General features: G+C 60.8%; 20 protein-coding genes. 11 read left to right on the top strand and 9 right to left on the bottom strand.

What is annotated here, in order from left to right:
* Window positions 1–31 precede the first annotated feature (31 nt).
* Window positions 32–730, top strand: coding sequence for a response regulator (locus tag AC0Z4S_RS23175; RefSeq protein WP_485624732.1), 699 nt, complete (start codon window positions 32–34; stop codon window positions 728–730).
* 124 nt (window positions 731–854) lie between these two features.
* On the opposite strand, the gene AC0Z4S_RS23170 is transcribed toward AC0Z4S_RS23175, so the two are convergent.
* The gene (locus AC0Z4S_RS23170; RefSeq protein ID WP_253504114.1) at window positions 855–1,892 is read right to left on the bottom strand and encodes a patatin-like phospholipase family protein; all 1,038 of its coding nucleotides are present in this window, start codon (window positions 1,890–1,892) and stop codon (window positions 855–857) included.
* A gap of 214 nt (window positions 1,893–2,106) precedes the next feature.
* Between AC0Z4S_RS23170 and AC0Z4S_RS23165 the strand changes: the two genes are divergently transcribed.
* The 3 genes from AC0Z4S_RS23165 (at window position 2,107) to AC0Z4S_RS23155 (ending at window position 4,276) form a co-directional block, all read left to right on the top strand.
* On the top strand, window positions 2,107–2,385 hold the full coding sequence (locus tag AC0Z4S_RS23165; protein WP_042607906.1) for a lipoprotein: 279 nt from the start codon (window positions 2,107–2,109) through the stop codon (window positions 2,383–2,385).
* 104 nt (window positions 2,386–2,489) lie between these two features.
* Window positions 2,490–3,248: a CHAD domain-containing protein gene (locus AC0Z4S_RS23160; protein WP_160767749.1), complete on the top strand. Its 759-nt coding sequence runs from the start codon at window positions 2,490–2,492 to the stop codon at window positions 3,246–3,248.
* Between the two features lie 233 nt (window positions 3,249–3,481).
* Entirely contained in the window at window positions 3,482–4,276 is a 795-nt protein-coding gene (locus AC0Z4S_RS23155; protein WP_485624731.1) for an acyl-CoA thioesterase, read from the top strand.
* Window position 4,277: 1 nt separating this feature from the next.
* Here AC0Z4S_RS23155 and AC0Z4S_RS23150 read toward each other — a convergent pair whose 3' ends face one another.
* From AC0Z4S_RS23150 to AC0Z4S_RS23140, 3 genes are all read right to left on the bottom strand, one after another.
* The gene (locus AC0Z4S_RS23150) at window positions 4,278–4,643 is read right to left on the bottom strand and encodes a DUF962 domain-containing protein (protein ID WP_041478386.1); all 366 of its coding nucleotides are present in this window, start codon (window positions 4,641–4,643) and stop codon (window positions 4,278–4,280) included.
* Between the two features lie 208 nt (window positions 4,644–4,851).
* Window positions 4,852–6,333 carry a methyl-accepting chemotaxis protein gene (locus AC0Z4S_RS23145; RefSeq protein WP_485624730.1) on the bottom strand — a complete coding sequence of 494 codons (1,482 nt, stop codon included), beginning with the start codon at window positions 6,331–6,333 and terminating at the stop codon, window positions 4,852–4,854.
* 174 nt (window positions 6,334–6,507) lie between these two features.
* On the bottom strand, window positions 6,508–7,314 hold the full coding sequence (locus AC0Z4S_RS23140) for a TatD family hydrolase (RefSeq protein WP_485624729.1): 807 nt from the start codon (window positions 7,312–7,314) through the stop codon (window positions 6,508–6,510).
* A gap of 234 nt (window positions 7,315–7,548) precedes the next feature.
* Between AC0Z4S_RS23140 and AC0Z4S_RS23135 the strand changes: the two genes are divergently transcribed.
* The 3 genes from AC0Z4S_RS23135 to AC0Z4S_RS23125 all read left to right on the top strand — a co-directional run bounded on the left by AC0Z4S_RS23135 (window position 7,549) and on the right by AC0Z4S_RS23125 (window position 10,075).
* A complete protein-coding gene (locus AC0Z4S_RS23135; protein ID WP_485624728.1) occupies window positions 7,549–8,970 on the top strand; it encodes an MltF family protein in 1,422 nt (473 codons plus the stop codon).
* A gap of 113 nt (window positions 8,971–9,083) precedes the next feature.
* The gene (locus AC0Z4S_RS23130) at window positions 9,084–9,518 is read left to right on the top strand and encodes a DoxX family protein (RefSeq protein ID WP_016770887.1); all 435 of its coding nucleotides are present in this window, start codon (window positions 9,084–9,086) and stop codon (window positions 9,516–9,518) included.
* Between the two features lie 248 nt (window positions 9,519–9,766).
* Window positions 9,767–10,075, top strand: a complete 309-nt coding sequence (locus tag AC0Z4S_RS23125) for a class I SAM-dependent methyltransferase (protein WP_253504096.1) — start codon at window positions 9,767–9,769, stop codon at window positions 10,073–10,075.
* 6 nt (window positions 10,076–10,081) lie between these two features.
* On the opposite strand, the gene greB is transcribed toward AC0Z4S_RS23125, so the two are convergent.
* From greB to AC0Z4S_RS23110, 3 genes are read right to left on the bottom strand one after another with little or no spacing between them, the layout of a single operon-like run.
* Window positions 10,082–10,579: a transcription elongation factor GreB gene (gene greB / locus AC0Z4S_RS23120; protein WP_071173132.1), complete on the bottom strand. Its 498-nt coding sequence runs from the start codon at window positions 10,577–10,579 to the stop codon at window positions 10,082–10,084.
* Window positions 10,580–10,613: 34 nt separating this feature from the next.
* Window positions 10,614–13,118 carry an ABC transporter permease gene (locus tag AC0Z4S_RS23115; protein ID WP_485624727.1) on the bottom strand — a complete coding sequence of 835 codons (2,505 nt, stop codon included), beginning with the start codon at window positions 13,116–13,118 and terminating at the stop codon, window positions 10,614–10,616.
* Complete coding sequence (locus tag AC0Z4S_RS23110) at window positions 13,118–13,801, bottom strand: ABC transporter ATP-binding protein (RefSeq protein ID WP_485624726.1); 684 nt, start codon at window positions 13,799–13,801, stop codon at window positions 13,118–13,120. The genes AC0Z4S_RS23115 and AC0Z4S_RS23110 overlap by 1 nt, the downstream gene beginning before the upstream one ends.
* A 10-nt stretch (window positions 13,802–13,811) precedes the next feature.
* On the opposite strand from AC0Z4S_RS23110, the gene AC0Z4S_RS23105 reads away from it, so the two are divergent.
* The 3 genes from AC0Z4S_RS23105 to AC0Z4S_RS23095 all read left to right on the top strand — a co-directional run bounded on the left by AC0Z4S_RS23105 (window position 13,812) and on the right by AC0Z4S_RS23095 (window position 15,929).
* On the top strand, window positions 13,812–14,417 hold the full coding sequence (locus tag AC0Z4S_RS23105; RefSeq protein WP_485624725.1) for an arylesterase: 606 nt from the start codon (window positions 13,812–13,814) through the stop codon (window positions 14,415–14,417).
* 57 nt (window positions 14,418–14,474) lie between these two features.
* Window positions 14,475–14,768 (top strand): hypothetical protein, encoded by a 294-nt coding sequence (locus AC0Z4S_RS23100; protein ID WP_003226812.1) that lies wholly within the window; start codon window positions 14,475–14,477, stop codon window positions 14,766–14,768.
* Window positions 14,769–14,957: 189 nt separating this feature from the next.
* Entirely contained in the window at window positions 14,958–15,929 is a 972-nt protein-coding gene (locus AC0Z4S_RS23095) for a L,D-transpeptidase family protein (RefSeq protein WP_024013783.1), read from the top strand.
* Window positions 15,930–16,055: 126 nt separating this feature from the next.
* Here the strand turns inward: AC0Z4S_RS23095 and oprI are convergent, their stop codons facing one another.
* Complete coding sequence (gene oprI / locus AC0Z4S_RS23090; protein ID WP_003183784.1) at window positions 16,056–16,307, bottom strand: outer membrane lipoprotei OprI; 252 nt, start codon at window positions 16,305–16,307, stop codon at window positions 16,056–16,058.
* Between the two features lie 639 nt (window positions 16,308–16,946).
* Between oprI and AC0Z4S_RS23085 the strand changes: the two genes are divergently transcribed.
* Window positions 16,947–17,228 (top strand): GNAT family N-acetyltransferase, encoded by a 282-nt coding sequence (locus tag AC0Z4S_RS23085; RefSeq protein WP_253504085.1) that lies wholly within the window; start codon window positions 16,947–16,949, stop codon window positions 17,226–17,228.
* Window positions 17,229–17,288: 60 nt separating this feature from the next.
* On the opposite strand, the gene AC0Z4S_RS23080 is transcribed toward AC0Z4S_RS23085, so the two are convergent.
* Window positions 17,289–18,365 (bottom strand): 3-deoxy-7-phosphoheptulonate synthase, encoded by a 1,077-nt coding sequence (locus tag AC0Z4S_RS23080; RefSeq protein WP_471878149.1) that lies wholly within the window; start codon window positions 18,363–18,365, stop codon window positions 17,289–17,291.
* Window positions 18,366–18,407: the final 42 nt, after the last annotated feature.

Genomic DNA, 18,407 nt, shown 5'->3' with positions numbered 1-18,407 from the left:
TCTTGCCACTCTTTTGTGTTGATGTGAATTCATGAGCCAGACCGCGACCATTTTGGTCATCGACGACGAACCGCAGATCCGCAAATTCCTGCGCATCAGCCTCGCTTCACAAGGCTATAAAGTGCTCGAAGCCGGCACCGGTGCCGAAGGCCTGGCGCAAGCCGCCCTGAGCAAACCGGACCTGGTGGTGCTCGACCTCGGCCTGCCGGACATGGACGGTCAGCAAGTGCTGCGCGAGTTACGCGAATGGGCGAGCACGCCAGTGCTGGTGCTGTCGGTGCGCGCCAGTGAAGGGCAGAAGGTCGAAGCGCTGGACGGCGGCGCGAATGACTATGTGACCAAACCGTTCGGCATCCAGGAATTTCTCGCCCGGGTTCGCGCGTTGTTACGCCAAGCCCCGGCGGGCGAGGCGCAGCCGGCGGCGCTGAGCGTCGGCCCGTTGACTGTGGATCTGGCCTATCGGCGGGTGCTGCTCGACGGCGCCGAAGTCGCCCTGACCCGCAAGGAGTACGCAGTGCTGGCGCAACTGGCGCGGCATCCGGGGCGGGTGATCACCCAGCAGCAATTGCTCAAGGATATCTGGGGGCCGACACACACCGAGGACAGTCATTACCTGCGGATCGTGGTCGGACATCTGCGGCAGAAACTGGCGGATGATCCGACCCGGCCGCGGTTTATTGTGACGGAGGCTGGGGTTGGGTATCGGTTGTTGAGTGAGAACAGCCTGTAGCTTTGCAGTGGCCGATCCGGCGCTTTCGCGAGCAAGCTCGCTCCCACATTTGGAATGCATTCCCCTGTGGGAGCGAGCTTGCTCGCGAAGAGGCCAGAAAAAACACTGAAGGACGTTCAGGATTTCAACCCTGCTCCTGCTCATACCGATCCAGCGTATCACTGGCAATCTGTCTGCCCAGCGCGATCAACTCCGGCGCCTTGTAGAACTCGAAGAACCGGCACACGCGCTTCGGCACGTTGATCAGGATATCCGGCGGATAGCCGGCAATCTTGTACTGCGCCAGTGAGGTCTGCATCACCTCGAAACTCTGGTTGATCAGATCCAGCAGCGACGCCGGCCCGACGTTATCGATGATGAACGAGCCGGTGGCGGATTTCGGCGCGCCTTCGCGTTCCGGGGCGGCCGCTGGTTGCTGGCTTTCCGGCTCGACGCCTTCGAGCCACGGATTGATCTCTGCCGCCTCGGCGCGCAATGCTTCCTGTTCCAGCTTCAACAACTGCTCCGCCGGTTTACGGCGAAATGGCAGTTTCGATCCCAGCGAGTTGATCAGACTGTCGAACCGCGAACGGAACGCCGCTGGGCGCTCGATCACCGGCAATTTGTACTGACGCTGGTTGGTGGCGTTGAGGTTGACGGCGATGATCAGATCGCAGTGGCTCGACACTACCGGAACGATCGGCAACGGATTGAGAATGCCGCCGTCGACCAGCATGCGGTTGCCCTGCATCACCGGAGTAAACAGGCTGGGAATCGCCGCCGAGGCGCGCATGGCTTGATGCAGGCAGCCTTCCTGAAACCAGATTTCCTGCTGATTGGTCAGGTCGGCGGCGACGGCGGTGTAGGGGATGCGCAGGTCTTCGATGTTGATCTCGCCGACGATCTTGCGAATCTGCCCGAAGACCTTTTCACCGCGAATTGCACCGAGACGGAAACTCACATCGACCAGACGCAGTACGTCGAGGTAATCGAGGCTTTCGATCCAGCGCCGGTAGTCATCCAGTTTGCCGGCGGCATAGATCCCGCCAACCACCGCGCCCATCGAACAACCGGCGATGCAGGCGATGTCGTAGCCGCGTTTTTCAATTTCTTCGATAACGCCGATATGGGCATAGCCCCGGGCGCCACCGGAGCCCAGCACCAGTGCGACACGCTTTTTCATCAAACTTCCTCCCGACAAGCCTGCACAATGCACGCATCGGCCAAGCGGCTCAATCGCCAAGGTCGTTGCGCGCGGCAGTGACGTCGTTTTTCGCTCGCGGCGCATGCTTGCGGGCTATGCTCTGCGCCACATGGTTTGACCGGCGGGCGAGGCACTTTTTCGCCGCTTGACCGTCTTACCTGCACGACTGTTGACCTACCTTGAGGTGTGAGTGATGAAAGCCTGGATCTGTGTACCGTTGATGGCCTTGGTTCTGGCCGGTTGCGCCGGCAAAACCGCGTACCGCGACAGCTGCGGCAGCCAACTCGATACGGCCTGGCACGAACTGGACCTGGCCAAGGCTGAAGGCTTCGCCGGCACCGTCAGCTATTCCAAAGCGCTGTCGCTGCTGACCGCCGCCAAGACCCAGCAACAATTCGAAGGCTTCGAAGGCTGCAGCAAAAAGGCCGAAAAAGCCCGCTTCTACATTCGCGAATCTCGCGCAGGACGTTAAAAAGCAACTGCAAGCTTCTAGCTGCAAGCGGCAAGCTCAAGGCGACCGCGTTCAGCTTGAAGCTTGTAGCTTGCAACTTGAAGCTGTCTACGGAGTAGACCCCCATGATCGATCGTTTGGTGGCTCATGTGTTGAGCCTGGATGTGCGGCTGCTGGCGTGTCAGGCGCGGTTGACTGCGCGCACCGATCCGGAAGCGTTGCATGATTTGCGCACCACGGTGCGGCGCTTGCGCAGTCTGTTGCGGCCGTTGCGCGGTTTGCCGGGCGTCGAGCAACTGGAGGCAGCGGCTTCGGCAGTGGGTGACCTGACCACACCGTGGCGTGATCGCGAGGTACTTGCGGCGTATCTGCTCGAGCACGATCAACCCGAGGCAGCGCAGCGGCGCCTGGCGCAGATGGCCGAGGCGTATCCGGCGCTGGCGGCGAGTGCGGAATTGGCTTCGTTGCTAATGATACTCGACGCCTTTCCACGATTTTTGCGCGCGTCCGAGCGTCAGGGTCTGCTCAAGGATCTGGATAAGCGCATTGAAAAACGCTTGGGCAAACAATGGCAGAAACTCGACGCGGCGCTGCACGATCCCGCCCACGACCGCCATCGTCTGCGCCTGCTGATCAAACGCGTGCGTTATGGCATCGAAGCCTACCCGGAACTGGATCGTTTGCCGAAACCGGCTTACAAACGCCTGAAATCTGCGCAAGGCGCATTGGGCGATTGGCACGATTGCTGGCAATGGCTGGCGCGCGCCGAGCAGGAGGCCGATCTGCAACCGTGTGTGGCAACCTGGCAGGCGGGGTTGATCAAGGCAGAGCTGAAGGCCGATCAAGTGCTGGAAAAGCTCAGCGCCACTTGCTTCAAATCCTGAAACTTGCGCATCCCCCTGTAGGAGCTGCCGAAGGCCGCGATCTTTTGATCTTGATTTGCAAACCGATCAAAAGATCGCAGCCTCGTTTCACTCGACAGCTCCTACAAGGGTTTGCGGCGAAATCGAAACGCGCCAAGGCCTATCTGTCAGCCCATTTGACCGGAATAGACGCTGCGCCGCCGCCCCAGGCTGGTTAAGATCGCCGCATTCCTTTTTCGCTTTCCGAGGTTGCCATGCGCTTTTGCGATCTGCTCGATGCTGTCCGCCAACAACCTGAAGTGACCATCCCCGCCGAATGGGGGCAGGGCCGCGCGAGTTTTGGCGGGCTGGTGGCCGCGCTGCAATTTGAAGTCATGCGTGCCAGGGTGCCGGCGGAGCGCCCGGTCCGTTCGCTGGCGATTACCTTTGTCGGCCCGGTCGAGCCGGACGTGCCGGTGAGTTTCGAAGTCGACGTGCTGCGCGAAGGCAAAGCGGTCAGCCAGATCTTGGGCCGCGCCATGCAAAACGGTCAGGTGGTGACGATCATTCAGGGCAGCTTCGGTGCCTCGCGGCCCTCGGAAGTCGCCGTCGAAGCCTATCCAGCGCCAACGATGAAACACTGGGACGAATGCCAGGAGCTGCCCTATATCAAAGGCGTCACCCCGGAATTCATGCGTCACTTGGCGATGCGCTGGAGCGCCGGCGGCATTCCGTTCTCCGGCACGCCATCGCGCTTGATGGGCGGTTGGGTGCGCTTGCGTGGGGATGTCAAAGAGGAACCGGTCAGCGAGGCGCATCTGCTGGCGCTGGTGGATGCCTGGCCACCGGCGCTGTTGCCGTATCTGAAGAAGCCGGCGCCGGGTAGCACGCTGACCTGGACCATCGAATTCGTACAGCCGTTACGCGACTTGAGCACGCTGGACTGGTGCCAATACCTGGCCGATATCGAATACGCGGCCGACGGTTACGGTCATGTTGCCGCGAAGTTGTGGAGTGCGAAAGGGGAGTTGATTGCCATGAGTCGGCAGACCGTGACGATCTTCGCCTGACTCAATGCCGACGGTGGCGCTCACGCCAGGCGCGCCACCAGCCACCGCTGAGAAAGAACCGGGGAAAGGTCAGAAACTGCTCGACCAGCAAACGTGACACGGCATCTTTGCGATCACTGAACGGCTCGGAGGCTTGCGCCTCCAGGCCGTGACCGTGGCGCTGCAGACCCAGCGCCGCGACGATACCGATCACGCCGATGGCGACGCTGGCCAGACTCAGGCTGAACACCCCCGACACGATCAGCAGAAACGCCACGATGAACAGCGGCACGGCAATCAGGTGCAAGACCAGATTGGTCGGATGCTGATGATTGCCCGGGTAGGCGCGCCATTGCCACGCGGGAAGGTTGGGGTGACGTTTGCCCATGTTTGCTACTCCTCGATCCATGTTGAACACATGCTTGAAGAATAGGCCCGGGCGCGGAGGGCGGCGAATCAAGGTTGGCTATTGAGTTGATAGCGGCAATGGCCGTTTTCGATGCTGACCGATCTGCCGCCATCGGGAGCAGGCTCACTCCTACACTTGGAATGCGTTCCCCCCTGTAGGAGCTGCCGAAGGCTGCGATCTTTTGATCTTAAAGCTTCAACTGCCCAATCGCCTTGCTCAACTCCCCAGCCAATGTCGCCAACTCATCACTGGTCGTCGCCGAATCCACGGTCTGCTGTACGGTGTTCTCGGTCACATCACGAATGCTCACCACCGCCCGGTTCATCTCCTCGGCAACCTGACTCTGTTGCTCTGCCGCCACGGCGATCTGCGTGTTGCTCTCGCGCATCTGCGCCACCGCGCCGGTGATCTCAGCCAGAGCTGCGCCGGCCTCCTGCGCCTGCTGCACACAATCATCGGCCTTGTACGAACTCTCCTGCATGAAATCCACCGCATCGCGAGTGCCGGCCTGCAACGCCGCGATCATGCCGGTGATCTCGTCGGTGGACGCCTGCACGCGCTTGGCGAGGTTGCGTACTTCATCGGCGACCACGGCAAAGCCGCGACCCATTTCCCCGGCGCGTGCGGCTTCGATCGCCGCGTTGAGCGCGAGCAGATTGGTCTGTTCGGCGATGCTGTGAATCACGCTGACCACACCGCTGATCTTCTGACTGTCCTCGGCCAGGCGTTGAATCATTTCCGCCGTCTGCTGCACGCCACAGGACAGCCCGGCAATCGACTGCTGCACCCGCGCGACCACTTGCTGGCCGCTGCCGGCGAGGCCGTCGGCGGTTTTCGACAGATCGCGAGTGGCGCCGGCGTGTTGAGCGATGTGGTAAACGGTGGCGGTCATTTCGTTGATCGCGGTGGCCGCCTGATCGGTTTCGCTCTGCTGCCCGAGCATACCGTGACGCACATCGTTCATGCTCGCCGCCAGCCGCGCGGCACCGACATCCAGTTGCCGTGCGGTGTTGGCCACTGTCGTCACGACGCGTTGATAGCCGGCCTGCATGGCGTTGAAGGCATTGGCCATCTGCCCGACTTCGTCCTTGCCCACCAGCGGCACTCGAGCTGAAAGGTCGCCGGTTTTTTCAACGTGCAGCATCACGTCTTTCAACGTGTTGAGCTGGCTTAGCAGAAAGCGAATCAACAGTTGCGAGGCGCCGAGCATCGCCAGCATCAGGATGAAGACCGCCAGCGCATAGTGGGCGAAGCGTTCGCTGAACACTTGGCTCAGGCTTGGCGCGTAGGCAATGACCGCCACTTTCTCGCCGTCGGCGCGGCTGAACACTTCGGCGCCGACCAAGGGGTTGTCGCCGAACAGCGGCATTTCATTGATGACGTTCCAGCCGGTTCCGCCGCTGATTTCCAGCAGCGGTTGATCATTGAGTCGCGGCGCTTCACCGCGCTTGAAGGTCAGCACCTGAGCGGACTTGGGCAACGGTTGCCCGGTCGGCCAAGCCTTGAGCAACTGCGCCTGCGCCTGCGCGGACGCCTGCGAGGCATGACTGCGGGCCTGCTGTTCGAGATGTACGGCGTACAGCACCAACAGCAGGGTGGTGACAAAGGCGACCGCGTTGACCGCCCAGAATTTGTATTTCAGCGAGATGTTGCTAAGCCAGGCACCCATGGAGGTCTTCTCTGATAGCGGAAACAGTTTTGGCAAGGTGCCATTATTGTGCCGCTATGCAGAAAACCATTTTTTGATGCGGATCAACAGATCAAAAGATCGCAGCCTTCGGCAGCTCACATTGGCACGGCGTACATTCTGTAGGAGCTGCCGAAGGCTGCGATCTTTTGCGTTTTACACCAACGTCGGAAGATTAAAAAACGCCCGGGCACATGCGGTGCTATGCGCGGCCAGCGCTTCCTCGGTCTCGCCGCGATGCAACGCCACCTCGCGCAGCACTTCGCTCAGATACGCCGGCTCATTGCGGCCGTTTTTCGGCTTCGGCCGCAACGTGCGCGGCAGCAGATACGGCGCGTCGCTTTCCAGCATCAGTCGTCCCGCTTTGATCTCCTTCACCAGCGGATGCAGATGCGTGCCCCGGCGCTCGTCGCAGATCCACCCGGTAATGCCGATGTGCAGATCCAGATCGAGGTAGCTGAAGAGGGCTTTCTGTTCGCCGGTGAAGCAGTGCACCACCGCCGCCGGCAGTTTATCGCGGAAGTCCTTGAGGATCTCCAGCAGGCGCTGGCTGGCATCACGCTCATGCAGGAACACCGGCAATTGCAGCTCGACGGCCAGCGCCAGATGTTCTTCGAGGACCTTTTCCTGCTGCGGGCGCGGGGAGAAGTCGCGGTTGAAATCCAGACCGCATTCACCTACCGCGACGACATTGGCTTCGTTCAACAGACTGCGCAAGCGCTGCGCGCTGTCAGCGTTCCAGTCACTCGCCGAATGGGGGTGAATACCGGCGGTGGCGAACAGCCGTTGGCCGCTTTCGTCCAGTTGCTGGCAAAGCTCCAGCGCCTGCTCGCTACCCTCGACGCTGGTGCCGGTGAGGACCAGTTGGCAGACGCCGGCGGCGTAGGCGCGGTCGAGCACGGCCTGGTGTTTGTCGGCGAAACTGGGGTTGGTCAGGTTGACGCCGATATCGATGAGTTGCATGGTGCTACCTCGGGCCGAAGGCCGGAAAGCATATCAGAGCTGTAGATTTATAAGAAAAGCCAAGAACTACAAAGACTTATGGCTGTCTGTTGAGGCCGCGGGGGACTCCGGGGTGGCGACAATGCCATCACTGTGCCAGTCTCACGCACTTTATCAGCGCTCAAAGCGCTCTGTTTTCGTCGGTGATGTCGTCTCTCTTGCGACAAATCGCCCCGTATTCTTTTCGGAGAGTGGATGCATCGTCCCTCGGTTCTGCTGCTGTTGTGTGCTGCGTTGCTACTGCCGATGACGGCGGCCGCGCGCTTGCCCGGGCCGTTGCAAGCCGTACCGGCGAGCAAGGTTCGCGACCTCTCCGAAATTCGCAGCAGTCGCGTGTTGCGGGTGTTGGTCAATCAGAGCCGCAACAGCTCCGGCGAAGTCCAGGGCCAGGCCATTGGTGTCGAATACCACCGCCTGCGCGCCTTCGAGCAATACCTCAACGGCCATGCCCGTGACGGCCAGGACGTTACCCTCAAAATCATTCCCAAAGCCAAGGATCAACTGCTCGGCGCGTTGCAGCGTGGCGAGGGCGATATGGTCGCGCCGGGCGAATTGCTCGATCTGCCATCGGGCTATGCGGTCGCCAGCAGTGAGCCAATCGCCAGCAACGTACCGCTGGTGCTGGTCGGCATCAAGGGCCAGCGCCGCTACACCAAGGTCGAACAGCTCTCTGGCAAAACCCTGGCGCTGCCGACCGGCAGTGCGGCGGGGGAGGTGGTCAGCCAGCTCAACCAGAAACTGGCGCTGCACAAACTCGCGCCGATCAATATCGAATGGGTCGATCCAACGCTGGCAGTGGAAGACGTGCTGGAAATGGTTCAGGGCGGGATTTTCCACCTGACCATTGTCGAGCAACCGATTGCCGAGCGCTGGGGCAAGATCCTGCCGAAGCTGCGCCTCGACCGGCAACTGAGCCTCGGCGAGCCGGGCGAGGAACATTGGTTCGTGCGCCGCGACGCGTCGATGTTGCGTGCGAGCATCGATCGTTTCCTCACCGGTTACAAGAAACCGTCTGATGAAGACGCCGCTTTCCTGCGCATTTATCGGCGCTTGTACCAGGTGCACAATCCGCTGGCCAAGGCCGATCGCCAGCGTCTGGAAAAACTCCGCCCGACCCTGCAAAAGCACGCCGACGCGCAGAACATGGACTGGCTCAATCTTGCGGCGCTGGCGTTCAAGGAATCGCGTCTGCAGCCCAACGCCCGCAGCGGCAGCGGCCCGACCGGGCTGATGCAGATCACCCCATCCGCCGCGCAACGGGTCGGCGTCAGCAATATCCACAATCTCGATGCGAATGTGCAGGCCGGCGCCAAGTACCTGGCGATGATCCGCCGCAAGTTCTTCAGCAGTCCGAAACTCAACGAGCGTGAGCGCATGGCATTCACCCTCGCCGCGTACAACATCGGCCCCGAGCGCGTGCAGGGCATGCGCGCCGAAGCGCGCCGCCGTGGCCTGAATCCCAACCAGTGGTTTTTCCAGGTCGAGCGCATCGCCATGGAGCAGGTGGGAATGGGCGCCGTCAGCTATGTTAATAGCGTGAACAAGTACTACCTGGCATTCGACCGGGAGCGTGAGTCGCTCGAGCCCCGCCAGCAGAAAGTGGTCACACGGAAATAATCTATTAATTCGATTGTTATGGCGAAATTTTTGCGCTTTAAACATGAAATAAACTGATTAATATAGCGACCAACCCAAATACACAAACACTTCTGCACAACAAGGAATGCCCCATGAGCTCTCTGATCAACAAGGTTCTGTTCACCCGCGCCGGTTACGGCCTGACTGTCCTGCGCATTGCTGTCGGCGTGATCTTCGCCGCCCACGGTTCGCAGAAACTCTTTGGTCTGTTCGGTGGTTACGGCCTGGCCGGCACCGCACAATGGATGGAAAGCATCGGCTTGACCCCGGGGTACCTGATGGCCTCGCTGGCCGGTGGTACCGAGTTCTTCGCCGGTCTGGCACTGATCATCGGCCTGCTGGCACGCCCGGCGGCACTGGGTCTGGCGTTCCTCTCGCTGGTGGCAATCTTCTCGGTGCACATCGGCAACGGTCTGTTCATGGCCAACAACGGTTATGAGTTCGCCCTGGCTCTGCTGGCCGGTAGCATCGCGGTACTGATCGAAGGTGCCGGCAAGCTCTCGGCGGATCGCGCCATCGCCGGTTGAAGGCTCTGGCTCAAGGCAAAGGCCCGCATTGCGCGGGCCTTTTTTTGTTGCGGGCGATTCTTGACACTGGTCGGTCACGTTCTCTAGGATGTTGGTCATGCGCCGATTTAAACAGCTACTTGCGGGGCGCCAGGTGACTTCTACAGTTACCGTCAGAAGCCGGAACAGGGCTTCGAAATACCGCTAAAGCGCTGGTTCGGTGTTGCCTCTCACCTGCCATGCAGACTTTTGAGGCAGAGACACGACAGATGAACGCACTAAGCCCTCCAGCACGTCCCGCGCCGATCACGGCACATATCACCCAGCGCAACCCGAAAATTCTTCTTGGCGGCAAACACCAGCCGACACTGTTGCGTTATCTCGATGGCTGGCCACGTCGCAGTGGCGGTCCTGCCGCGTTCCTGATCCAGTTTGTCGATGATGGTGAGTCGCTGGCGCGTTTCGCTACGGACAGCTTTGATCTGGCGGTGATTCAGGCGCCGAGCGCAGAAGATGCGCCGGAAATGATCAAGCAACTGACCCGCGTTGCGCGGCAGGGCTTGATCACTCGGCGCTGATTGGCCTTACGGATATTCAATCGCAACGATATAAACGAATTGCTCGCCGGTCGGCGTCTGCACCCGCACTTCGGCGTCCAGTGCCTTGCCGATCAGCGCGCGGGCCAGCGGTGAATCGATGCTGATCAAACCCTGTTTGAGGTCCAGTTCGTCGGGGCCGACGATGCGGTAGCGCGATTGCTTGCCGTCTTCGTCTTCGATGGTGACCCAAGCGCCGAAATAGACCTTGTTCGGATCGCTGGGTTTTTCGCTGACCACTTTGAGCGCTTCCAGGCGTTTGGTGAGAAAACGCACGCGGCTGTCGATTTCGCGCAGCATCTTCTTGCCGTAGGTGTACTCGGCGTTTTCCGAACGATCTCCCTGCGCCGCCGCTTCACTGACGGCCTGGGTGACCTGCGGGCGACGCACATGCCACAACTCATGGAATTCGGCACGCATCCGCGCTTCACCCTCGGGGGTGATCAACGCGGTGCCAGCGGTGCGGGGAGGGCGATAACGGCTCATGGCGACTTCTTGTGATTAAGAGCGCTTGAGTCTATCAACCCTCGCGCAACACTGTCAGCGGGCTGGCGTTCAGTGCGCGACGCGTGCCGAACACGCCGGCGCCACCAATCAGTGCAGCGCCAATCAACGGCAGCACCAGCAGCCATGGATGCGGATGCCACGGCAGGTCGAAGGCGAAGCGGTACAGCACCAGACTGACCACCTCGGAACCGATTGCCGCGAGCAAGCCGCTGACTGCGCCCAACAAACCAAATTCGATGCGTCGCGCCTTGATCAGCAATTGCCGCTCGGCACCCAGCGCGCGCAACAGCGCACCCTGACGAATGCGTTCATCCAGCGTCGCTTGCAAGCCGGAGAACAACACCGCCATCCCCGCAGCGAGAACGAACAACAACACATATTCCACCGCCAGGGTGACCTGGGCGAGGATGCTGCGCAGCTGTTCGAGCAAGGCTTCGACCTGCAGGATAGTCACCGCCGGGAAGGTCCGCGACAGCTCGACGATCTGCTGATCGTGCCCCGGCGCCAGGTAGAAACTGGTCAGGTAGGTGGCCGGAAGATCCTTCAAGGTGCCTGGCTGGAAGATCATGAAGAAGTTCGGCTGGAAGTTGTCCCAGTTGATCTCGCGCAGGCTGGTGACCTTCGCTTCGCGATTGACCCCACCGACACTGAACACCATGTGATCGCCGAGTTTGAGTTTCAGGCTTTCGGCAACCTTGCCTTCCACCGAGACCCCCGGCACATCGTCGGACGGCTGACCGCTCCACCAGGAGCCGGCGGTGAGCTTGTTGCCGGCCGGCAGATCCGCCGCCCAGGTCAGGCTCAGATCACGCTGAATGGCGCGGTCACCGGCCGAATCCTTGCTGACGATTTGCTGCACCGGCTCGCCATTGATGCTGATCAGTCGACCCGGCACCACCGGATACAACGGCGCGGCTTGCGCTGAGACCTTGATCAGGTGATCGGCGAAGGCCTGTTTGTCAGCCGGGAGGATGTTCAGGGCGAAGTAGTTCGGCGCGTTTTTCGGTAGCTGGTTTTGCCAGGTGTCGAGCAGTTCCCCGCGTAGCAGCGCAATCAGCGCCATCGACAGCAGGATCAAACCGAAGGCCAGCGATTGCCCGGCCGCCGCCAATGGATGACGCAACAACTGGCCAAGGCCCAGACGCCATGGCAACGAAGCGCGGGCGAGCATGCGGCGCAGGCTTTGCAGCAATAACAGCAGCAGGCCGCCCAGCACCAGCGCGGCGACCACGCCACCGCCGAGCAGGGCGAAGGTCAGCAGCAGGTCGAGGCTCAGACGCCACATGATCAGGCCCAGTGCACCCAGCGCCGCGCCGTAGACCATCCACGTACTTGAGGGGATCGGCAGCATGTCGCGGCGCAATACCCGCAGCGGCGGCACGCGACCCAGTGCAGCCAAAGGCGGCAAGGCAAAACCGGCCAGCGCCACCAGCCCGGTGCCAATCCCGGCAATCGCCGGAAACAGGCCACCCGGCGGCACATCGCTCGGCAGTAAATCATGCAGCAACGCGAACAGACCCAGTTGCGCCAGCCAGCCGAGCAGGGCGCCACTGATGGCGGCAATCAGGCCGAGCACGGTCAGTTGCAGGCTGAACAGCACCATGGTTTCCCGGCGCGACAAACCAAGGCAGCGCAGCAAGGCACTGGCGTCGAAACGCCGACTGGCGAAACGGTTGGCCGACAACGCCACCGCCACCCCGGCCAACAACACCGCGACCAGACTGGCCATGTTCAGATAGCGTTCGGCCTTGCCAAGCGCACCACCAATCTGCCGGTTACCGTCACGGGCGTCCTGGATTCGCTGGTTTGCAGCGAGGCCCGGTTTGATCAACTCGCGATAGGTTTCCAGCGCCTGCGGTTCGCCGCGCCACAGTTCGCGGTAACTCACCCGGCTGCCCGGTTGCACCACGCCGGTGGCGGCGAGGTCCTCCAGATTGATCAGCACCCGTGGCGTCAGGCTGTAGAAGTTGCCGGCGCGATCCGGCTCATAGGTGAGCACACGCGTCAGTTTCAGGGTCTTCATGCCGACATCGATGCTGTCGCCGATCTTCAGATCCAGCGCGGTCAACAGACGCGCCTCGACCCAGGCTTCACCGGGTTGCGGTTCGCCGCCGACTTCTTCCTGGGCAAATGGCGCGGGCGCACTTTTCAGCTCGCCACGCAATGGATAGGCGCGGTCGACGGCTTTGATGCTCGACAGCTGAATGCCGTTGTCGGTGGCAATGACGCTGGAGAATTCCACCACTTGCGCATGCTTCAGGCGCAGTTCGGTGCCGCTGCGGATTTGCTCCTCGCGGGCCTGCGAGCTGCCTTCAAGAACCAGGTCGGCGCCAAGAAACTCGGTAGCGCGCAGCATCATCGCGCCGTTCAGGCGGGCACCGAAATAGCCAATCGCGGTGCTCGCCGCGACGGCCACCACCAGCGCAAAGAACAACACGCGCAATTCACCGGCGCGGGCATCGCGCATGAGCTGGCGCAGGGCAAGGCTGAACAGACGCAACAGCGGCAGACGTGCCATCAAGGCTCCAGAGGGGCGACCATCAGCCCGGCTTCAAGACGGATCAGGCGCCGGCAGCGATGGGCCAGGCGTTCATCGTGGGTCACCAGCACCAGGGTGGTGCCGCGTTCCTTGTTCAATTCGAACAGCAAGTCGCTGATGCGCTCGCCGGTGTGGCTGTCGAGGTTGCCGGTCGGCTCGTCGGCGAACAGCACGTCCGGTTCGGCGGCGAAGGCGCGGGCGATGGCCACACGTTGCTGTTCACCGCCGGAGAGCTGGCGCGGCGAGTGGGTCAGGCGCTGGCCGAGGCCGACGCGCTGAAGCAATTGCGTAGCGCGCTCGCGGGCATCTTTGCGGCCATCGAGTTCAAGCGGCAACATGACGTTTTCCAGCGCATTGAGGCTGTCGAGCAATTGAAACGACTGGAAGACAAACCCGACGTGCTCGGCGCGGATTCGTGCGCGCTGGTCTTCGTCGAGATTGCTCAGAGCCTGGCCGGCGAGGGTGACTTCGCCACTGCTCGGCAGGTCGAGGCCGGCGAGCAGGCCGAGGAGGGTGGATTTGCCGGAACCGGACGCGCCGACGATGGCCAGGCTGTCGCCCTTGTTCAGTTCCAGGCTGAGTTCGTGCAGGATAGTCAGTTCACCTTCCGCGCTAGGGACCACTTTGCTGAGGTTCTTCGCGGTGAGAATGCTTGCGCCCATGGAGAATCCGATGCGTGTATGGTTTTTGAGTGCTGGCCTGGCCTTGATGTGCATGGCCCAGAACGCAGCGGCGGGTACTGTCCTGATCGTTGGCGATAGTATCAGCGCCGGTTTCGGCCTGGATACCCGTCTGGGGTGGGTGTCGCTGCTCGAGCAGCGGCTCAAACAGGAGGGTTTCGACGATAAAGTGGTCAACGCCTCGATCAGTGGTGACACCAGCGCCGGAGGCCAGGCGCGGCTGCCGGCGCTGCTTGCAGAGCATAAGCCTGCGCTGGTGATCCTCGAGCTGGGTGGCAACGACGGCCTGCGCGGAATGCCGCCAACGCAATTGCAACAAAATCTTGCCTCGATGATCGACAGCTCACGCCAGAGCGGCGCCAAAGTGCTGTTGCTCGGCATGCAGCTGCCGCCCAATTATGGCAAGCGTTACACCGATTCGTTCGCCGAGGTTTACGGCAAGCTCGCCGAAGAGAAAAACATCCCGTTGGTGCCGTTTTTTCTTGAAGGCGTCGGCGGCCATGCGGACCTGATGCAGGCCGACGGTCTGCACCCGGCTGTCGGGGCTCAGGGCAAGTTGCTGGAAAATGTCTGGCCGACGCTAAAACCGCTGTTATGAGGCTTTTCTAGTGGCAGGCTTTCGGCTAATGTGGCGCCCCCGAATTTGGAGCCCCCGATGCCGCGTCCTGCCTGGTCCCTGTTTGCCTACCAACTGATCGAGCCTGACGAGCAGTTGGACCTGTTCGCCTGCCAGGAAGTGCGGGTGCATCTGGTGACGCGTCAGCTGGAACTCGGTGGCTCGGCCGATCGCACCCTTTGTGGCAGCCTGTTGCCGGCGCAACCGCGCTGGTCGAGCGTGGATCGCCGGGTGTTCCAGGATCAGCGTCTGTGCTCGCTGTGCCGGGCGATTCTCGAATCCCAGAAGCGCGGCACCTCGCCGATCTGGCCTGAGCTGCGTTTCGAGCTCTAAGATCAAAAGATCGCAGCCTTCGGCAGCTCCTACAGGGGGAATGCGTTCCAGATGTAGGAGCTGACGAGTGCAACGAGGCTGCGATCTTTCAGGGCGCGACACGGTCCATCGGCGTCTCTCCCGAATCCCCAAGCCGCGGTGTACAATCGCGCCCTTATACCCTTGATGATCATGCGAAGGATTTTCCGGATGTTGCCGCGCTTTCCTGCCGTCACCCGCTGCCTGTCACTTGCCGCCCTGTGTGTGGCCGGTCCCGTTGCTGCATTGGAGCTTCCCCTGCCACCGCCCGGCGAGGACATCGTCGGCCAGGTGCAGGTGATCAAAGCCAAATACGAAGACACCTTTGCCGATCTGGGTACCACCTACGATCTGGGCTACTCGGAAATGGTCGCGGCCAACCCGGGCATCGATGCCTGGCTGCCGGGCGCCGGTACCGAGATCGTCCTGCCGACGCGCTTCATCCTGCCACCGGGCCCGCGTGAAGGCATCGTCATCAACCTCGCCGAATACCGCCTCTATTACTACCCGAAAGGCCGCGACGTGGTGTACACGTTCCCGCTGGGCATCGGCCGCGAAGGCTGGGGCTCGCCGATCGCGCACACCTCGATCATCGCCAAGACGCCGAACCCGACTTGGACGCCTCCGGCCTCGATCAAGGCCGAGCACGCCGCTGACGGTGATCCGCTGCCGAATGTGGTGCCGGCCGGCCCTGACAACCCGCTGGGCCCGTTCAAGTTCACCCTCGGTACGCCGGGCTACCTGATCCACGGTTCGAACAAGAAGTTCGGCATCGGCATGCGCACCAGTCACGGTTGCTTCCGCATGTTCAACAACAACGTGCTGGAAATGGCCGGCATGGTCCCGGTCGGCACCTCGGTGCGCATCATCAACGACCCGTACAAGTTCGGTCGCAGTGGCGGCAAGGTCTATCTGGAAGCGCACACGCCGCTCGACGACAAGGGCAACCCGTCGGTGGTCGACAAGCACACGGCGGTGATCAACGCGATGCTCAAGCGTGAAGACATCACCAGCAACCTGCGCATGAACTGGGATGTGGTGCGTGATGTGGTCGCCGCCGAAGACGGCCTGCCGGTAGAGATCGCCGTGCCGAATACCTCGGCGCCAATGGTGAGCAGTGCACCGATCGATCTGCAGCAGTAAGAGCTGATTGAAAACCCGCCGATGCGTGCAGCGTCGGCGGGTTTTTTATTGCCAGCAGAAAAGCATCGCGCACAAAAAAGCCGACCCGGAAAACCGGATCGGCTCGATAACAATCCCGAGGGATTATTACTTGCGGCTAGCTTTTTCCAGCATGCGCAGAGCACGCTCGTTAGCTTCGTCAGCAGTCTGTTGTGCTTTTTGAGCAGCAGCCAGAGCTTCATCAGCTTTACGGTAAGCTTCGTCTGCACGAGCCTGGGAGCGAGCAGCTGCGTCTTCAGTAGCGGTCAGACGTGCTTCGGTTTCTTTCGATGCGCTGCTGCAACCGGTAGCCAGAACTGCGGCCAGAGCCAGAGCAGAGAATTTCAGAACGTTGTTCATCGTGTTCCCCTTCAAGGACTTTCAAATTAAGTGGCTGTCTCCTCACGATTGAGGAAATAGCCGGCGTACATACTACCCATTACTTGTAGTAAGTAAACTGACGTAGCGCAAGAAGCAAAAAAAATTGTAGGCGTTGATTCTTTTTCGAGCAACTTTTAACTGCGCTGTATAAAAAATATCCAGCTGCAAGCCCCGGCGTGAGCGACTCAAACGAAAAAAGTTCCCGCGCTCGCCTGCTGTTTTTGCGACTTCGGCTAAAGTCTTTCTAAATGAATCGTCCACACTTTTGTTGCGCTTCTGCGAACCGCTTCGCGTATCTTTGTTGATGTACGGGGTGACTTTAAAAAAGGTTACACGTCTTAAGTCTCAACATTCCGGCAATGTTCAGGCAAACGGCACGCAAGAGCGTCTTGCATGCCTGGCCTGCGAGCATCGAAGCCTTTGCGCCCAAACCGTGCGATGACAAGCGTACCTTGAGCATTTTTGCCAATGGTGCCTACTATTGAGCAGGTGTCAGGTAGCGCGAGATCGGTGTGGCTCTTCTCGGTGTCCATCAGGCACGGGGTGGCGTAGATGTTCCTTCGCCGGGAAAACATCGGTAAGGTAGGGGTCACAATTCAAGACCCGCGAGGAGTAGTGATGAGCGAGGCGTTGTCCATCCACCATGACCAGGCTGGTCATCAATTCGAGACCACTGTGGACGGTCACCGTGCTTACCTGACCTACATGGATCTGGGCAAGCAGACCCTGGATATCTATCGCACCTTCGTGCCCAATGCCCTGCGCGGCCGTGGCATTGCCGCAGCGCTGACCGAACGCGCGCTGCAATACGCTGACGAAATGGGCTACACGGTGATTCCATCCTGCTCCTACGTCGAGCGCTATATGGAACGCCATCAGCGCCGCGCTGCGAAAATCTGAATCGCACACACAAAAACGCCGGACAATGTCCGGCGTTTTTTTATGCCTGCAAAACCACGCTTACGTGCGCTGACGTTTCGGCAACACGTCCTTGAGCTTGGCGTGCATGCTGCGCAGGGTATTTTCGGTGGCGGACCAATCGATGCAGGCATCGGTGATCGACACGCCGTATTGCAGGTCGGCGAGGTCTTTAGGGATCGCCTGGCAGCCCCAGTTCAAGTGGCTTTCAACCATCAGACCGATGATCGACTGGTTGCCTTCGAGGATCTGGTTGGCGACGTTCTCCATCACCAGCGGTTGCAGGGCCGGGTCCTTGTTGGAGTTGGCGTGGCTGCAGTCGACCATGATGTTCGGCTTGATCTTCGCCTTGTTCAGCGCCTGCTCGCAGAGCGCAACGCTGACCGAGTCGTAGTTCGGCTTGCCATTACCGCCACGCAGCACCACGTGACCGTAGGCATTGCCTTTGGTGGTAACGATCGACACGCCACCTTCCTGGTTGATGCCGAGGAAACGGTGCGGGCTGGACACCGACTGCAAGGCGTTGATCGCCACAGTCAGGCCGCCGTCGGTGCCGTTCTTGAAGCCGACGGCCGAGGACAGGCCGGAAGCCATTTCGCGGTGAGTCTGCGATTCGGTGGTGCGCGCGCCGATGGCCGACCAGCTGATCAGATCCTGCAGATACTGCGGGGAGATCGGGTCGAGGGCTTCGGTCGCGGTCGGCAGGCCTTTTTCGGCAAGGTCCAGCAGCAACTGTCGACCGATGTGCAGGCCGTCCTGGATCTTGAACGAGTCGTCCAGGTACGGATCGTTGATCAGACCTTTCCAGCCGACGGTGGTACGCGGCTTCTCGAAATACACGCGCATGACCAGGTACAAAGTGTCGGAGACTTCCTCGGCCAGCACCTTGAGGCGATCGGCGTATTCGTGGGCAGCCTTGATGTCATGAATCGAGCACGGGCCGATCACGACGAACAGACGGTGGTCGGTGCCATCGAGAATATTGCGAATGACTTCGCGGCCCTTGGTGACGGTGCGCAGGGCGACGTCGCTCAGGGGGATATCACGCTTGAGCTGATCGGGAGTGATCAGGGTCTCGTTAGAGGCGACGTTTAGGTCGTTGATCGGTAAATCAGCCATCGTTTACTCGTCAGGTCACGGGTGCCGGCCGCCAGCGACCCC

Source organism: Pseudomonas sp. 1L-B-1-E-C1 (assembly GCF_057291835.1).
This window is presented reverse-complemented; position numbering and strand designations above follow the sequence as displayed.

Bases quoted from the DNA above. Each gene is read 5' to 3' on its own strand.
- AC0Z4S_RS23175 (WP_485624732.1), top strand. From the start codon at position 32: ATGAGCCAGACCGCGACCATTTTGGTCATCGACGACGAACCGCAGATC.
- AC0Z4S_RS23170 (WP_253504114.1), bottom strand. From the start codon at position 1,892: ATGAAAAAGCGTGTCGCACTGGTGCTGGGCTCCGGTGGCGCCCGGGGC.
- AC0Z4S_RS23165 (WP_042607906.1), top strand. From the start codon at position 2,107: ATGAAAGCCTGGATCTGTGTACCGTTGATGGCCTTGGTTCTGGCCGGT.
- AC0Z4S_RS23160 (WP_160767749.1), top strand. From the start codon at position 2,490: ATGATCGATCGTTTGGTGGCTCATGTGTTGAGCCTGGATGTGCGGCTG.
- AC0Z4S_RS23155 (WP_485624731.1), top strand. From the start codon at position 3,482: ATGCGCTTTTGCGATCTGCTCGATGCTGTCCGCCAACAACCTGAAGTG.
- AC0Z4S_RS23150 (WP_041478386.1), bottom strand. From the start codon at position 4,643: ATGGGCAAACGTCACCCCAACCTTCCCGCGTGGCAATGGCGCGCCTAC.
- AC0Z4S_RS23145 (WP_485624730.1), bottom strand. From the start codon at position 6,333: ATGGGTGCCTGGCTTAGCAACATCTCGCTGAAATACAAATTCTGGGCG.
- AC0Z4S_RS23140 (WP_485624729.1), bottom strand. From the start codon at position 7,314: ATGCAACTCATCGATATCGGCGTCAACCTGACCAACCCCAGTTTCGCC.
- AC0Z4S_RS23135 (WP_485624728.1), top strand. From the start codon at position 7,549: ATGCATCGTCCCTCGGTTCTGCTGCTGTTGTGTGCTGCGTTGCTACTG.
- AC0Z4S_RS23130 (WP_016770887.1), top strand. From the start codon at position 9,084: ATGAGCTCTCTGATCAACAAGGTTCTGTTCACCCGCGCCGGTTACGGC.
- AC0Z4S_RS23125 (WP_253504096.1), top strand. From the start codon at position 9,767: ATGAACGCACTAAGCCCTCCAGCACGTCCCGCGCCGATCACGGCACAT.
- greB (WP_071173132.1), bottom strand. From the start codon at position 10,579: ATGAGCCGTTATCGCCCTCCCCGCACCGCTGGCACCGCGTTGATCACC.
- AC0Z4S_RS23115 (WP_485624727.1), bottom strand. From the start codon at position 13,118: ATGGCACGTCTGCCGCTGTTGCGTCTGTTCAGCCTTGCCCTGCGCCAG.
- AC0Z4S_RS23110 (WP_485624726.1), bottom strand. From the start codon at position 13,801: ATGGGCGCAAGCATTCTCACCGCGAAGAACCTCAGCAAAGTGGTCCCT.
- AC0Z4S_RS23105 (WP_485624725.1), top strand. From the start codon at position 13,812: ATGCGTGTATGGTTTTTGAGTGCTGGCCTGGCCTTGATGTGCATGGCC.
- AC0Z4S_RS23100 (WP_003226812.1), top strand. From the start codon at position 14,475: ATGCCGCGTCCTGCCTGGTCCCTGTTTGCCTACCAACTGATCGAGCCT.
- AC0Z4S_RS23095 (WP_024013783.1), top strand. From the start codon at position 14,958: ATGTTGCCGCGCTTTCCTGCCGTCACCCGCTGCCTGTCACTTGCCGCC.
- oprI (WP_003183784.1), bottom strand. From the start codon at position 16,307: ATGAACAACGTTCTGAAATTCTCTGCTCTGGCTCTGGCCGCAGTTCTG.
- AC0Z4S_RS23085 (WP_253504085.1), top strand. From the start codon at position 16,947: ATGAGCGAGGCGTTGTCCATCCACCATGACCAGGCTGGTCATCAATTC.
- AC0Z4S_RS23080 (WP_471878149.1), bottom strand. From the start codon at position 18,365: ATGGCTGATTTACCGATCAACGACCTAAACGTCGCCTCTAACGAGACC.